Source organism: Acinetobacter sp. DL27 (assembly GCF_055810995.1).
Genome location: NZ_CM147947.1, coordinates 3,327,848 through 3,342,586 on the forward strand (window position 1 = coordinate 3,327,848; position 14,739 = coordinate 3,342,586).

General features: G+C 41.4%; 14 protein-coding genes and 1 pseudogene. 5 read left to right on the forward strand and 10 right to left on the reverse strand.

The annotated features are described in order from the left end of the window. Nucleotides 1–33: 33 nt before the first annotated feature. Nucleotides 34–1,734 (reverse strand): NAD-dependent malic enzyme, encoded by a 1,701-nt coding sequence (locus tag AC0KVP_RS15995; protein ID WP_473337852.1) that lies wholly within the window; start codon nucleotides 1,732–1,734, stop codon nucleotides 34–36. A 272-nt stretch (nucleotides 1,735–2,006) separates the two neighbouring features. On the opposite strand from AC0KVP_RS15995, the gene AC0KVP_RS16000 reads away from it, so the two are divergent. Continuing rightward, nucleotides 2,007–2,606: a hypothetical protein gene (locus AC0KVP_RS16000; RefSeq protein ID WP_473337854.1), complete on the forward strand. Its 600-nt coding sequence runs from the start codon at nucleotides 2,007–2,009 to the stop codon at nucleotides 2,604–2,606. A gap of 8 nt (nucleotides 2,607–2,614) precedes the next feature. Here the strand turns inward: AC0KVP_RS16000 and AC0KVP_RS16005 are convergent, their stop codons facing one another. Continuing rightward, nucleotides 2,615–2,899 (reverse strand): DUF2798 domain-containing protein, encoded by a 285-nt coding sequence (locus AC0KVP_RS16005; protein ID WP_004684392.1) that lies wholly within the window; start codon nucleotides 2,897–2,899, stop codon nucleotides 2,615–2,617. A 177-nt stretch (nucleotides 2,900–3,076) separates the two neighbouring features. Here AC0KVP_RS16005 and argS point away from each other — a divergent pair, with 177 nt between their 5' ends. Both argS and AC0KVP_RS16015 read left to right on the forward strand, forming a co-directional pair. Continuing rightward, nucleotides 3,077–4,882 (forward strand): arginine--tRNA ligase, encoded by a 1,806-nt coding sequence (gene argS, locus AC0KVP_RS16010; RefSeq protein ID WP_473337857.1) that lies wholly within the window; start codon nucleotides 3,077–3,079, stop codon nucleotides 4,880–4,882. 278 nt (nucleotides 4,883–5,160) lie between these two features. Further along, complete coding sequence (locus AC0KVP_RS16015; RefSeq protein ID WP_004684390.1) at nucleotides 5,161–5,763, forward strand: SPOR domain-containing protein; 603 nt, start codon at nucleotides 5,161–5,163, stop codon at nucleotides 5,761–5,763. Nucleotides 5,764–5,793: 30 nt separating this feature from the next. Here the strand turns inward: AC0KVP_RS16015 and AC0KVP_RS16020 are convergent, their stop codons facing one another. From AC0KVP_RS16020 to AC0KVP_RS16035, 4 genes are all read right to left on the reverse strand, one after another. Continuing rightward, the gene (locus AC0KVP_RS16020; protein ID WP_473337859.1) at nucleotides 5,794–6,396 is read right to left on the reverse strand and encodes an alpha/beta fold hydrolase; all 603 of its coding nucleotides are present in this window, start codon (nucleotides 6,394–6,396) and stop codon (nucleotides 5,794–5,796) included. A gap of 14 nt (nucleotides 6,397–6,410) precedes the next feature. Next, nucleotides 6,411–7,052: a glutathione S-transferase family protein gene (locus tag AC0KVP_RS16025; RefSeq protein WP_473337861.1), complete on the reverse strand. Its 642-nt coding sequence runs from the start codon at nucleotides 7,050–7,052 to the stop codon at nucleotides 6,411–6,413. A gap of 131 nt (nucleotides 7,053–7,183) precedes the next feature. Further along, nucleotides 7,184–7,582 carry an OsmC family protein gene (locus tag AC0KVP_RS16030; protein ID WP_473337863.1) on the reverse strand — a complete coding sequence of 133 codons (399 nt, stop codon included), beginning with the start codon at nucleotides 7,580–7,582 and terminating at the stop codon, nucleotides 7,184–7,186. Between the two features lie 102 nt (nucleotides 7,583–7,684). Beyond that, nucleotides 7,685–8,632, reverse strand: coding sequence for a pirin family protein (locus AC0KVP_RS16035; RefSeq protein WP_473337866.1), 948 nt, complete (start codon nucleotides 8,630–8,632; stop codon nucleotides 7,685–7,687). Nucleotides 8,633–9,014: 382 nt separating this feature from the next. On the opposite strand from AC0KVP_RS16035, the gene AC0KVP_RS16040 reads away from it, so the two are divergent. Beyond that, nucleotides 9,015–10,019 carry a DNA cytosine methyltransferase gene (locus AC0KVP_RS16040; RefSeq protein WP_473337868.1) on the forward strand — a complete coding sequence of 335 codons (1,005 nt, stop codon included), beginning with the start codon at nucleotides 9,015–9,017 and terminating at the stop codon, nucleotides 10,017–10,019. A gap of 42 nt (nucleotides 10,020–10,061) precedes the next feature. Here AC0KVP_RS16040 and AC0KVP_RS16045 read toward each other — a convergent pair whose 3' ends face one another. The 4 genes and pseudogenes from AC0KVP_RS16045 to AC0KVP_RS16060 form a co-directional block, all read right to left on the reverse strand. Continuing rightward, nucleotides 10,062–11,354 (reverse strand): hypothetical protein, encoded by a 1,293-nt coding sequence (locus AC0KVP_RS16045; RefSeq protein ID WP_473337870.1) that lies wholly within the window; start codon nucleotides 11,352–11,354, stop codon nucleotides 10,062–10,064. A gap of 151 nt (nucleotides 11,355–11,505) precedes the next feature. Next, entirely contained in the window at nucleotides 11,506–13,074 is a 1,569-nt protein-coding gene (gene guaA / locus AC0KVP_RS16050; protein WP_004684379.1) for a glutamine-hydrolyzing GMP synthase, read from the reverse strand. Nucleotides 13,075–13,221: 147 nt separating this feature from the next. Then, nucleotides 13,222–13,569, reverse strand: a complete 348-nt coding sequence (locus AC0KVP_RS16055; protein WP_335998103.1) for a NirD/YgiW/YdeI family stress tolerance protein — start codon at nucleotides 13,567–13,569, stop codon at nucleotides 13,222–13,224. A 91-nt stretch (nucleotides 13,570–13,660) separates the two neighbouring features. Continuing rightward, nucleotides 13,661–13,735, reverse strand: a pseudogene (locus AC0KVP_RS16060) (DoxX family protein); the annotation flags it as partial. Nucleotides 13,736–13,790: 55 nt separating this feature from the next. On the opposite strand from AC0KVP_RS16060, the gene AC0KVP_RS16065 reads away from it, so the two are divergent. Continuing rightward, nucleotides 13,791–14,723, forward strand: a complete 933-nt coding sequence (locus AC0KVP_RS16065; protein ID WP_031953526.1) for an IS5-like element ISAba12 family transposase — start codon at nucleotides 13,791–13,793, stop codon at nucleotides 14,721–14,723. The last annotated feature ends 16 nt before the right edge of the window (nucleotides 14,724–14,739 follow it).

Consider the following 14,739-nt stretch of genomic DNA (forward strand, 5'->3'; position numbering starts at 1 on the left):
GCATGCTCCTTTTTGTTCGATCTTATTTCAGCTTTAGAAGGCGACACGTTTATAGTGACGATACTCTGGCTTCCAGAAGTTTTTCTCAATCGCGTGTTGCAATTGCTCATCACTAATAATCGGAGCTACACCTGCATCCATTGCTGCTTTGGCCACTTTAAAGGCTATCAGCTTAGAGACTTTCTGAATTTCATCAATCTCAGGCAATAAATCTGCTGTAGGGTTGGTCAACATCGGTGAGCAATCTGCCAAAGCATTACTCGATGCGATCAGCATAGAGTCTGTGACACGGGTTGCATTGGCCGCAATCACGCCCAGCCCAATCCCCGGAAAGATATACGAGTTATTGCACTGCGAAATATTATAAATTTTGCCTTGATAGTTAACTGGAGCAAAAGGACTGCCTGTCGCAATTAAAGCCTTGCCGTCTGTCCAGTGAATAATATCCGCTGGTACTGCTTCGACACGCGACGTTGGGTTAGACAGTGGCAATACAATTGGACGATCACAGTTCGAAGCCAAAGTGCGAATCACTTCTTCAGTGAATAAGCCCGGCTGACCCGATACTCCAATCAACACGGTAGGTTTGGCATTTTTCACGACATCGAGCAGTGAAATCACTTCTTCAGCCTTGCCCCATTCCGCTATCACGTCTGGCTTTTGTGCCAATTTACGTTGGAAATCGAGTAGATTCGGCTGATTTTCAGTGATTAAACCAAAACGATCAACCATATACACGCGTGCACGCGCTTCGGCATCAGTTAAACCTTCAACTTTCATCTGCGCAACAATTTGCTCAGCAATCCCACAGCCTGCTGAACCCGCACCTAAGAAGGCAACGGTTTGATCTTTGAGCTGTTTACCTGCCGCACGTGATGCAGCAATCAAACTGCCCACAGAAACGGCTGCGGTACCTTGAATATCATCATTAAAACAACAGATTTCATCACGGTATTTATTCAATAACGGCATGGCATTATTTTGCGCGAAGTCTTCAAATTGAATCAACGCTTTCGGCCAACGACGCTTGATCGCAGCAATGACTTCATCGACAAAAGCATAGTACTCATCACCACTGATACGCGGTTGATTCCAACCCATATAAATCGGGTCATTCAGTAACTGCTGATTATTGGTCCCAACATCGAGGGTAATTGGTAAAGTGTAAGCTGGGCTAATACCACCACACGCGGTATACAGCGACAATTTTCCAATCGGAATACCCATCCCGCCAATGCCTTGATCACCCAAGCCTAAAATACGCTCGCCATCGGTAATCACAATGACTTTGACATTTTTCTTGTTGATGTTATGCAAGATGTCATCAATATGCGCACGGTCTGGATAAGAAATAAATGTGCCACGATGGCGGCGATAAATATCCGAGAAACGCTGACAGGCCTCACCCACCGTTGGAGTATAGATGATCGGCATCATCTCACTTAAATGGTTTTCAATGAGGTGATAGAACAAGGTTTCGTTGGTGTCTTGAATGTTACGCAAATAAATGTGCTTATTGATCGCATCATTAAAAGCACAGTACTGTTGATAAGAACGCTGACTTTGCTCTTCAATGCTTTCTTCAACATGTGGAATTAAACCATGTAAGTTGAAGCGAGTGCGCTCTTCTTCCGTAAACGCCGATCCTTTATTTAACAGCGGCAACTCAAGTAAGGTATTGCCCGCATAAGGGATGTATAAGGGTTGTTTTGTCTTTAAATATTCTGTCGTCATTACCTATCTCGTTATACATAGATTTAGATGAACCTATGGGGAGAATCTATGCATCTAATTCGGCTACTAGCTTAGCGCCATTTGCTCGTCTTTTGATATTTATAAGCGTGATGCAATTATCAAAGCGATTTAGTCTGAAAATAAAAATCAAACCGACTCAACGTAAAAATGACGTTTACGGCAGTTTTTCAATCAAATAGCGCATGGATAAAATTTGAACTTGAATAAAGCTCAAGCTAAGCTAGCGCTTTTATTTCTTCTTTATATTAAAAATGATCATCAAAAAACTGATGTTGTTGAGTCTTACGTGTCTTTGCCTCACACAAATGACAGCATGCCAATCCATTTCTACGGCGCAAACTACTGTGAGCGATAAAATTACAGGACTATTTGGTCATAACGAAAAACTGCCTGAAATCGATCCCAAAGGCATTGTCGATATCAGTGAAGCCACCATCGAGCAATATGAGCAACTCAGTGCAAATTTACCCTTGAACCAATGGGTCTATTTGGAGAATGAAAAACAAGGGATTTATCAGCTACAAAACAAATCGACCGAAGGCTTTGTGCTCTCGCTACGTCTGAATTGTAAAATCAGCAGTCATCCGCCTACATTTGAGCTTCAAGATGCACAAGGCAAACGTATCTTATATGGCTATGATAAAGAAGAAGGACAGATTCAGTTTTTACTCGATAACAAAAACTACGGCAATCCCTTTGATCCATTTCAACGCCAAACCCTGAGTCGTTTTCAACAACAGCTTGCCAGTGCCAAAGTGATTAAGCTCTTTCATGCAAGCAAACTGTATCGTTTTCAAAACCAAAATGCGGAACTCCTCAGTAAACCTGTCTCATGCCGTGAAAATAGCTAAAAGGGGGCTTATTTGGGTGGGTTCAAATGTGACATATCGACAAACACACCAGTCAAACGGCGCACAATCGGCAGTACAATGAGCACTACAGGATAAGCCACCACCCAAGACATCATCCATGCGGACAGCCAAACCTGTAGGAAATTGTCCACCCAGCCCAAATTGCGCCAAAGATTGATCATCGAGATAATGCCACTCATAAAAAATGAGATAAAAAATGGCAAAATAAACATGGCATATTTTGCTGGTAACTTGGGAATATTCCCAATGATCATGGGCCGCTGTTCAGACACGTTTTATCCTTAAAAGTATGCGTTTTAGTTTTCATCATACTGCGCTTTTCATGTTTATTGCAGCGCAATCGTTAGCAGTTTTCGAACATTTTTTATTCTATGAAAATGGATTCACCTAAAGACGTGGAAATTTGCTATATTTAGCGTTTTTCTGCGACATCAAATTTTCGACTGAATATGAACACGGCAATCCAAGCAGCTCTCGAGCACGCAGTACAAAACCTTCAAGCTAAAGGTATCCTTCCAGCAGACTGGAACAACAGCAGTACTTTGACGCGTACCAAAGACCGAAGCCACGGGGATTTCGCGTCCAATATCGCGATGATTGCCTCTAAAGCTGCGGGTATGAAGCCTCGTGATTTAGCCGAAAAAATTCTTGCTGCGCTGCCAGAAGTGGCGGACATCAGCAAAGCAGAAATCGCAGGCCCTGGCTTTATTAACTTCTTTTTAAATGCTGACCAACGTTTTGCTGTACTTAACCAAATTCAAGCGCAAGGCAAGCAATTTGGTCGCACTCAAGCCAATGCTGCAAAAAAAATCCAAGTAGAATTCGTTTCTGCCAACCCGACGTCTAGCTTACACGTTGGTCATGGCCGTGGCGCAGCATATGGAATGACCGTTGCAACCTTGCTTGAAGCAACAGGTGCAACGGTAGACCGTGAATATTATGTGAATGATGCAGGCCGTCAAATGGACATCCTTGCAACATCTACCTATTTACGCTACCTCGAACTAACAGGTCAGGAACTGGTTTTCCCTAAAAATGCCTATCAAGGCGATTATGTTAAAGAAATCGCGCAAAGCATTATTGATGCTGATGGCGATGCCTACGTTCGCCCTGTAGCCGACGTCTATAACGATGTCCCTGAAGATGTACAATATGCAGAAGAACTCGATGCTGAAGGCAATAAAGTTGTACTTTCAGGCGACAAAGAAAAACATATTGATGGTTTAATTGCTAATTCACAGCAACTCATTGGTGCTGGCTACCGTGTATTCCACCAAGCAGCACTCCATGCCATCTTAGATGACATTAAAGATGACTTAGGCGAGTTTGGCGTAACCTTTAACCAATGGTTCAGCGAAGCATCACTCACTGATAAAATTGATGAAGCCTTAGCCACTTTAGAACAACGTGGTTTCTTGTACGAAAAAGACGGCAATATTTGGTTCAAATCAACTGAATTTGGCGATGAAAAAGACCGTGTTGTGAAGCGTCGTAATGGGCAAACCACTTATTTTGCTTCTGACATCGCTTATCACCTCAACAAATTACAACGTGGCTATACCGACCTGATTGATATTTGGGGTTCAGATCACCACGGCTATATTTCACGGGTTAAAGCCGCGATTGATGCAATGGGCTATGACTCGAAAAAACTGACTGTACTTCTGGTTCAGTTCGTGAGCTTATGGCGTGGTGGTGAGATGGTGCAAATGTCATCTCGTTCAGGCCAGTTCGTGACTTTACGTGACCTGCGCAAAGAAGTGGGCAACGATGCTGCGCGTTTCTACTACGTGATGCGTAAGTCTGAGCAACACATTGACTTTGACTTAGACCTTGCGGTTTCACAAAGCAAAGACAATGCGGTGTACTACATCCAATATGCGCACGCACGTGTCAATCGTATGGTCGATGTGAAAGCCCCTGAAAAAGGCATTAGTTTTGATCGTAGCAAAGCAGCTGATTACGATGCGACCTTATTAACTCTTGACGCTGAAACTGAAATTCTTGCCAAACTTGCAGCCTATCCTGAAATTGTGCTTCGTGCAGCAAATAGCTATGAACCACACCAAGTGGGTAACTATTTGAAAGAACTCGCGGCGTTATTTCATGGTTGGTATAACTTGGATAATACAAGAATTATCGACGAACAGAATATTGCCCTTTCGCAAGCCCGTTTATTACTTTCAATAAACGTACAACAAGTTTTGCGTAATGGTTTAGAGTTACTAGGTGTGTCTGCACCTGAGACGATGTAACCAGCAAAGCAAAGCTTCAAGCATGGCTGCAAGACCGAAAGCTATGCTTGAGGTACCGATGTAAAAAGCAACGCTTTGCACATCGTCGCAAGATGAAGGGCTTTGCCCGAAGTAGCCATATAAACCCTAATGTATTGCTCGCTTTGTGAAACTTGAATTTTGCAAAGCGATTCTTTATTTTACAATGACGCCTCTTTTAATTGCTTGAGGCCAAGTACTAAAATAAAGCAAAGAATGGGCCAGTCCCTCATATTGATTAGAAGAAAAGAGGTTTCCACGTGTTTGGAAAAACGCAGCGCGGTGTATCTGAAAGACCGAACAAACCCAAAAAGCCACTGATTCCAGCTTGGCTCGGTACACTTGTGGTCATTTTAATCGTGCTCTGTTTTGCTGTAGCACTGTTACTGTGGAAACCTTGGGCACCAGTGAAGCCGAAAGGGCAAATCACTTCGGAACATTATCAAGAAGAAACCAATAAAGACTACCGTTTCTACGACTTACTTCCACAGCAGCAAGTGACGCCAATTCCTGATCAAGCCATTCCTGAAACCAAAGATAATCCAAGCACCGTGGTGATTGTTGAAGCACCTGCTGCCGAAGAAAGTACTCCTGCTGAACCGGGTTTAACCGAAGCAGCACCGACACCGCAAGCGCCAAGCTTTATATTACAAGTCCGCAGTTACCCTGACCCAGACAGTGCCGATGCACGTCGTGCAGAAATTATCTTAAATGGTCTCTCTGCCGATGTAGTCAAAACCGTTGAAGGCGGCCAAACATGGTATCGCGTGATTTCAGGGCCATACGACTCGCAAGAAGCCGCAGTGATTGCGCAACAAACCCTACAACATAGTGGCATTGACTCAATTGTGGTCAAACGCTAAAACAAAAAAAGGATGCCTCGGCATCCTTTTTTATACCCTGAGTTTGGTGAGAAAACGCTGAATCAATTGCGCAACATGCTCCGCATGTACATAAGCCAAATCATGTTGCCCCTGAGACACGATGTACAATTCAGCATGTGGTATTTGACAGTGTAAGGCCTGCCCCACTACAACAGGGCTAATCGGATCTGCATCGCCCCAAATCAGCAAAACAGGACAACAGATACGCTCCAGACTGCCCGTTAAATCAGACTGATGTCGAACAAACCAATCGGGAACCGTAAAGGTCTGTTGATAATCCTTTCTCCAATCCGCCACCTCAAAAGGACTTAAATCAATACCGCCTGAGGTTGCCACGAGCACCAAAGCCTGCACCTGCTCAGGTTTTTGTAAGGCAGCTTGCACTGCAAAAATGCCGCCCATGGATTGTGCAATGACTACAGAAGGCTGTTGGATTTGATTCAATACATCGTCTTGTAAGCCCTCAAAACTCTGCACATTCACATCATCAGGATAGCCACCAAAGCTCGGATAAGCGACGACCATGCTTGAATTGTCCTGTGGGAGGCGCTGTATGACAGGTTGCCAAAATGCCGTATTGCCCGATGCACCGGGCAAAAAAATCAGGTTCAAACCATCACCATCCACTAGAATCCACTGAGCTCTTTGGCTTTTTTAAATGCCGGGCGCTGCTGAATACGCTGTGCATAAGCAACCATTTGAGGATTATGGGCTTTGACTCGCTCTTGCATCGCCACCACAGGAAAGCTCATTTGAATATCGGCAAAGGAAAAATCACCTGCAAAATATTCATGTTGAGATAAATAATTTTCCAAATATGCACTGTGCTCTTTCAAGCGTGGATTAATAAAACCGCCTTTCACCCCATCACAAATTTTATTGGCAATCGGCTTAATTAGAAAGGGAACATGTTTCGGTACATTGGTCATCACCAAGGTCATGACCAAATAGGGCATCAACGACCCTTCGGCATAATGCATCCAGTAGTTGTATTGCATTAAATCTTTTGGATTTTGCGGTTTAAACTTATGCGCCGTATCGTAAGTGGCTTGTAGGTATTCTAAAATCACCGCAGATTCTGCTATGACCAAATCACCATCAGTCAAAACGGGGGCTTTACCTAAGGGATGAATGTCTTTTAACTCAGGTGGCGCAGCATAGGTCGGTAGGCGTTTATAAAACTTCACCTCATACTCAAGCCCTAATTCTTCCAAAGCCCATAAAATGCGTAAAGAACGTGAATGTTCCAAATGGTGCAGAGTGATCATTGTTTTGCCTTTTGTTCTAATTAAAATCTAGCACCCACTTTACGCTAAAATTTGGATTTTGCACCTCTCGATACACATGAATACCCAGTCGCGCAAAATCCTTTACCACCTATAAAAAACCGTCAAGCGAGTTAAACAATTGAGGTTTCAATCTCGACGGAACGTAATAGGGTTTTAGTGACCGGTGTTTTTTGACAGATGTCTAAGATTTTTTGGCGTGCTTCTTCTGTCAATGTTTGCTCAAACGACAAACGACGGCTAATCCATTCTCGGCCCTCTTTATTGGCATTAAAATCTGCTTCCACACTAAAAGCCCCCCACTCAATGCCTTTGTGATGCGCATACATACGTAGGGTAATCATGGTACAGGAAATCAAACCTGTACAAATAAAGTCATAAGGTGCGGGGCCTTTGTCCTGACCGCCAAAAGACGCTGGTTTATCGGTAATGAATTGATGTCGCCCACTGCTTACTTTACCAGACCATGCTTCGACGCATGTTTTGACTTCCGCATTCGCAATGATTGCCATTTTTTTATTATCCTATTTTTCATTGATATTATTTTGAATAGATTTCAAGTATTGAAACTATCCACCTATTCTGTTGTTGAACGACGTGTCGCAGTATTCCCTTTATTTTGAAGCGCGCATTTGGTCTGGAAATGCTGGAGCTTCTAAGCGCGGACCTTCATAGTCAGGAATCGAACCAAAACGTTCATCTTGTGCAATCCACTGATCACGTGCAATTTTCAATTCTTCTTGAGTACGACCAACAAAATTCCACCACAGTAGAATTGGACTTTCAAACGGTTCGCCACCTAACAGTAACAAGCGGCTGCCAGCATGAATTTCAATTTCAATCGCACTTACACCTTGCTCGAGCACAACCATATTGTCTTCAGTCAGTTCGTGCCCATTGACCGTAGCCGTTCCTTCTAAAGCCATAAATCCATACTCAAAGTTTGGATTGAGTGTTAAACGGGTTTTGGTGCTTTCTGCTGCGCTTAAGTCCACCCCTAATAGCTCGGTATAAACACTCACAGGTGAAGTTGTATTTAAAAACGCTCCGACCAAAACGGTAAATTCCACACCATCTTTTTCCACCACTGGCAGTTCTGGATAATGATCGAAACGCGGTTCAGCAGCAATTTGTGCATCGGGCAATGCGATCCACAATTGTGCCGCATGCATTTTGGTTTCTGTATCTGGTGCGACTTCCGTATGGGAAATCCCATGTCCTGCGGTCATTAGGTTGACCTGTTTTGGACGAATCAACTGTTTGCTGCCCAAACTGTCGGTATGCATCATGGTGCCTTCAATCATCCATGTAAAAGTTTGCAAACCAATATGTGGATGTGGACCAACATCTAAACCATCCCCTTGAGGGAAGGTTACAGGGCCTGCATGATCTAAGAAACACCATGCGCCAATCATTCGTTTATGGCGACTTGGCAGCGCACGCTTGATGACCGTCCCTTGGCCTATTTCAGCACTTCTCAGTGGAAACTCTTGAATGAATTGATTTACGTATTTTTCACAGTCATCCGAATGTGAAAGTTCAGTATAGTTATTATTCGTCATGTGCTTACTCATTACAGATCCATATGTTCTAGATCATAACAAGCAGATTCCCAACTGCACATCCCTAAAAATAGAATGCTGATTCTTAAACTTGAGACAATATCTTGTGTTTTCAAAACCTAACTACAAGGCAATGAGTGAATGTAAAAATGTTGTTACATCTTTCTAAGGAATGTTTTAGCTCTGCAAAAGTATTTTAGAAGTGATGGAAAGCCATCGCTTAGGAAGAATCAAAAGTTTTCTTCATCGCAAGCGATGTAGTAAAACTCCACTTTAACTAAAAACTATAACTTGTAATTTTCATCGTATAGTTGCTGCTTTTTTTTTACTTCTCCTTTACAATTTAAGGTTGTGAATTTGAACTAAACCGAGCCTCCCTCAAATGCAATCTGAACTTTTCAAAATTCCTGCTTTCCCTGAGCAAGCCAATGCGACATTTAAGTTCATTGACTTGTTCGCAGGTGTAGGCGGTTTCAGGATGGCTTTGCAAAACTTACAAGGCAATTGTGTCTTCAGTAGTGAGTGGAACAAAGGTGCTCAAGAAACTTATGAAAAAAATTATGGTGAAAAGCCAGCAGGTGACATTACATTAAAAGAAACAAAAGCCCAAATTCCTCAACATTTCGACATCCTTTGTGGTGGCTTTCCATGCCAAGCTTTCTCTATTGCAGGCTATCAAAAAGGCTTTCAAGAAACACGTGGAACTTTATTTTTTGACATCGCGGAAATCGCAAAAAAACATCAACCTCGAGCAATCTTTTTAGAGAATGTAAAAAATCTACTCACACATGATAAAGGCAATACCTTTCAAGTTATTAAGAATACGTTGGAAGAACTTGGCTATGCCGTATATTTTCAAGTCTTAAATAGTATGACGCATGCCAATGTGCCTCAAAATCGTGAGCGTATTTTTATTGTAGCCTTTAATGAAGCACTTGTTCCTAATCATGCCGAGTTTCAATTTCCTGAAGCGATCCCACTGACAAAAACAATTCATGATTTCTTAGAAAAAGGTAAAGTTGATCAAAAGTACTATTACAAACAAGATCACATGTATTATCCAACCCTTGCAGAAAGCATGACTTCTCGTAATACTTTATATCAGTGGCGTCGTGTCTATGTACGTGAAAACAAAAGTAATGTTTGTCCAACTCTAACCGCAAATATGGGTGCAGGTGGTCATAATGTACCTTTACTTTTAGATGAATACGGTATTCGCAAGTTAACACCTAAAGAATGCTTTGCCTTTCAAGGTTACCCTGTAGATAAAATGGTTTTACCTGAAAATATGGCGGATAGTGCTTTGTATATGCAGGCGGGTAACTCTGTCACGATGCCATTGATTCAACGGATCGGAGAGCAAATTCTAAAAATTATTAATAAATAAATTATCAATTCAAATGGATTAAAATAATTTAATCCATTTGAATTACTCATTTTCAATTACCGCATCATTATTCATATATGCTTCAAATGCGCCTATAGGAGCAAAATCAATATTGATTGTCGAGAAATCATCTTTCTTTCGCCACAATCTAATCGAATCGGTTCCTTTCTTTTGCAACCACTCTCTAGTGACTTTTTTTCGAGCATCTAATCCAAGAACATCTACTAAAAGCCACTGCCCTAAAGCATCTTGTCCATATAGTTTTCCATTTTCATCTCGCTCACTATTACTTCCTGATTGAAAATTTTTCATCCCATCTCCAGTAATAAGTGCAGGGATAATCTTCCCATTTGGTAAGTTTAATTGGAAACGTACTTCAGGTTTATACTGACCTTTTTCCTTCCTATCCTCAATAATCTGTAGCATATTATTGACAAAGAAGTTAGGAAATTTTCGATGAAATTCTATTGGTATTGGTATATAAACTTCATTTAGTGGCCTTAATTTTGTACTTTCTTTATTCTTTGGAGCACCATTCCATGCATTTAAACCTGATTTTTCTTCAACCTCCTTTGTTCTATACGAATATAAGGGTAAATAAGCCTCTTCAATTTCTATATTTGTTTGAATGGCTTCTCCTATTAACTCGGTATATGACCGTAGCAAAAACTCAAATGGATCATCGATAATATTTACATCAAATCTATGTAATATATAACTACCTGAAGCAGATGAATCAAATTTTTGCCAAATTTGGGAATCGGCAAACGTAAATTTATATTCTTTAATACCATCCGTCCATGAAAATGATGTCTTCGCATCCTCTAATATTTTGATTTTATCTAAAGCAACTAAAGGATATGCGCACTCATTAACCTGAAACATTCCTTCATCTCGAGTAACATAGTGATATATATTATTATTCTCTATTAACCCTAATCTTTTATAATCAGATTGCATTTTTTCATTTTTAATCTTAGAAATTAAAATTGCTAATGAGGATAAGTCTGAGCGATAACCACTTATCTCTTCTTGGTATCGCTTTAACTGCATTACTTTTTGATAAGATGGCTTACTATTCATCCAAGTCTTAATACCTACACCTATTCGATCTCCCCCGAATACTGATAAAACATCGTGTGGTGTATTTCCTATATCAACATTTTCCCCCTTAAATACTTTCGCATAAATTGTCTCTTGAAATTTTGAATCAAGATATGGGATAAAATCCCCTTGTTTTTGCCTAAATAGGTTTGAAAGTGCACCATAAACTTGTAGAAATTTTATGTATTTTTGTCTTTCTTCTTCATTATATCGTTGCCAAACACTCATCATTTCTACACCATTTACACAAATTAGCATTTCCTTTATACAACAAAAAAGAGCGCCTAAGCGCTCTTTTTTTAAAGATAATTTTCGTCAACTGCCGCGCGCAGAGCGCTTGGCGTAAAACTGGCAAGCAGCGTTGCTGCTTAAAACCCCAGTTTTACTCCCATTCAATCGTTGCGGGTGGCTTAGATGACACGTCATAAACAACACGAGAAACATCTTTAATTTCGTTCATGATGCGTGTCGAAATTTTATCAACCAGATCATAAGGAAGATGTGCGAAACGCGCTGTCATAAAGTCAACCGTTTCAACGGCACGAAGTGCAATCACCCACGCATAACGACGACCATCACCGACAACACCAACAGATTTCACCGGTTGGAATACAGCAAATGCTTGCGCAGTTTTATCATACCAACCACTTGCACGAAGCTCTTGCATGAAGATGTCATCTGCAAGACGTAAAATGTCTGCATATTCTTTCTTCACTTCACCCAAAATACGCACGCCCAAACCTGGACCTGGGAATGGATGACGATATAGCATTTCAAACGGTAAACCTAAAGTTGTACCTAAACGACGCACTTCATCTTTAAACAAATCACGGATTGGCTCAACCAATTCAAAAGCCAAGTCATCTGGTAAACCGCCCACATTATGGTGTGATTTAATCACATGCGCTTTACCATTTTTAGTTGCAGCAGATTCAATCACGTCTGGGTAAATCGTACCTTGAGCAAGGAAGTTTACGCCATCAAGCTTACGCGCTTCTTCAGCAAAAACTTCGATGAACTCACGACCAATGATTTTACGTTTTTTCTCAGGATCAACTTCACCAGCAAGTGCAGTCAAGAAACGCTCTTCCGCATCGGCACGAATTACACGGATACCCATGTTTTTCGCAAACATGTCCATCACTTGCTCGCCTTCGTTCAAACGAAGCAGACCATTATCAACGAATACACAAGTCAATTGATCGCCAATCGCACGGTGTAAAAGCGCAGCAACCACTGATGAATCAACACCACCCGACAGACCTAAAAGAACTTTTTGATCGCCAATTTGCTGACGTAATTGTTCAACACGTAAGTCAATAATGTTTTCAGAGTTCCACAGGCTACGACAGCCACAAATGCTGTGTACAAAGTTCGATAATAACTCTGCACCTTTTGCAGTGTGCGTTACTTCTGGGTGGAACTGAATACCATAAAAACGACGCGTTTCATCAGAAACCATCGCAACTGGACAGCTTGGTGTGCTTGCAGTGATTTGGAAACCTTCAGGAATCGCTGTCACTTTGTCACCATGACTCATCCAGACTTTAAGTTGGTCTTTGGTGTCTTCAAGATCACCAATCAACTTGTCACGAACTTGGATGTTTACTTCGGCATAACCGAACTCATGTACAGTACCCGGCTCAACTTTACCGCCAAGCTGTGCAGACATGGTTTGTAAGCCATAGCAAATACCCAAAACTGGTACACCTAAGTTGAACACAACTTCTGGCGCACGTGGGCTGCCTTCTTCGTGTACGCTCTCAGGACCACCTGATAAGATGATACCATTTGGATTAAATGCACGAATGTCTTCTTCAGACATGTCATAGGCATACATTTCAGAATATACACCAGCTTCACGTACGCGGCGTGCAATAAGCTGGCTATATTGAGAACCGAAATCCAAAATAAGGATACGATCTTCAGTAATTTGAGTATTGGTAGTCATGACAAACAACTATGAAAGGCAAACGAATATAAGCGCCGTATTCTAGCATTTTTCCGCGCATAACGCACATAATTCGGACAAGCTTTATACAACACTTAAAACCCAATGGTTTTTATATCAAAAAGCACGCTTTCGCGTGCCTGATGTTTATTTCAAAACTTTTTCTATTTTAACGACTTCAATATCGGTCGGTTTATAACGATGTGTATCCACCTCACCGACCACTTGTACTTTATCGCCTGCTTTAATATTGGATGCTTTCCATAAATCGTCATCAATATCCAACAAAATAACTCCCGTACCATCGCTGAACTCGTAGTGGTCTTCATTGAGATGTTTCAGCAGCGTGCCTTTTAAGGTGACCGCAGTTTCATCTTTGAGCTTTGCAATGCCTGACACAGAGACATGGTTCTTTGCAACTTCTTGTAAAATGATATGATCATCTTTGGCCCATGCGCCAGCGGCAAGACTTAAACTTGTAATACATAACCCTATTTTAAAAAGATTTTTTCATCTTATTTTCCTCATGTTTTATTGATCTTGATCAAAAAAACAGAACGTCCACACCGTACTTTTTTATTTTGAATTATTTTTCAATCAGATGATCTAGACTCATTTTTCCTGCACCATGCAGCATTAGAAAAAATAGACCACCTGCCATGGGCTTTGTTGCACAAACCTATCTGTAAAGGGTTTTTCAGCGATATAATTTTCAAATGAAGAAGCCTACACACAAAATCTACCGCACAACCAATTGGCCCGCATATAACCGAGCACTCATGAGTCGCGGAAATATTGCCATTTGGTTTGATCCTGCTACGCAATGGTATGCGCCATCAAAAGGCAAACAAGGGCGAAATCAAACCTACTCCGACGCAGCCATCCAATGCTGCTTAATGATTAAATCCTTATTCCGTCTGTCTTTACGTATGGTCACTGGCTTTGTGCAAAGTCTGATTAAACTTTGCGGATTAAATTGGATAGCTCCAGATTACACCACGCTTTGTAGAAGACAAAAGCATATTGATATTGTAATCAGCTACCAAAAAAGTAGCGATGGGCTGCATCTACTCATGGACTCTACAGGCATGAAGTTTCTAGGTGAGGGCGAATGGAAACGCAAGAAACATGGACCTGAATATCGTCGCCAATGGCGTAAACTTCATATTGGTATAGATGCTAAAACCCTACAAATACGAGCAGTTCAGCTTACAACCAATAATGTCAGTGATTCACAGGTGCTTGGTGATTTACTTAATCAGATTCCACAAGATGAGCAGATTAACTGTGTTTATACCGATGGAGCTTATGACACCAAGCAATGCCGTCAGGTCATTGCAGATCGGCAAGCGCATGCGGTGATTCCACCTAGAAAAAATGCGAAACCATGGAAAGATACAAAGAGTAGCTCGCTAGAGCGAAATGAATTACTTCGAACAATTAAACGTTTAGGCAGGACACTATGGAAAAAATGGTCAGGCTATCATCGTCGAAGTTTGGTTGAAACTAAGATGCATTGCATCAAATTATTAGGAGATAAACTCAGTGCAAGGAGTTTTGATAGCCAAGTGAATGAGATCCATGCACGTGTAGCAGTCCTTAACAGATTTACGGAATTAGGTCGACCACTTACCCAAGTTACGCCTTAAATTTGGCTCAATTAGG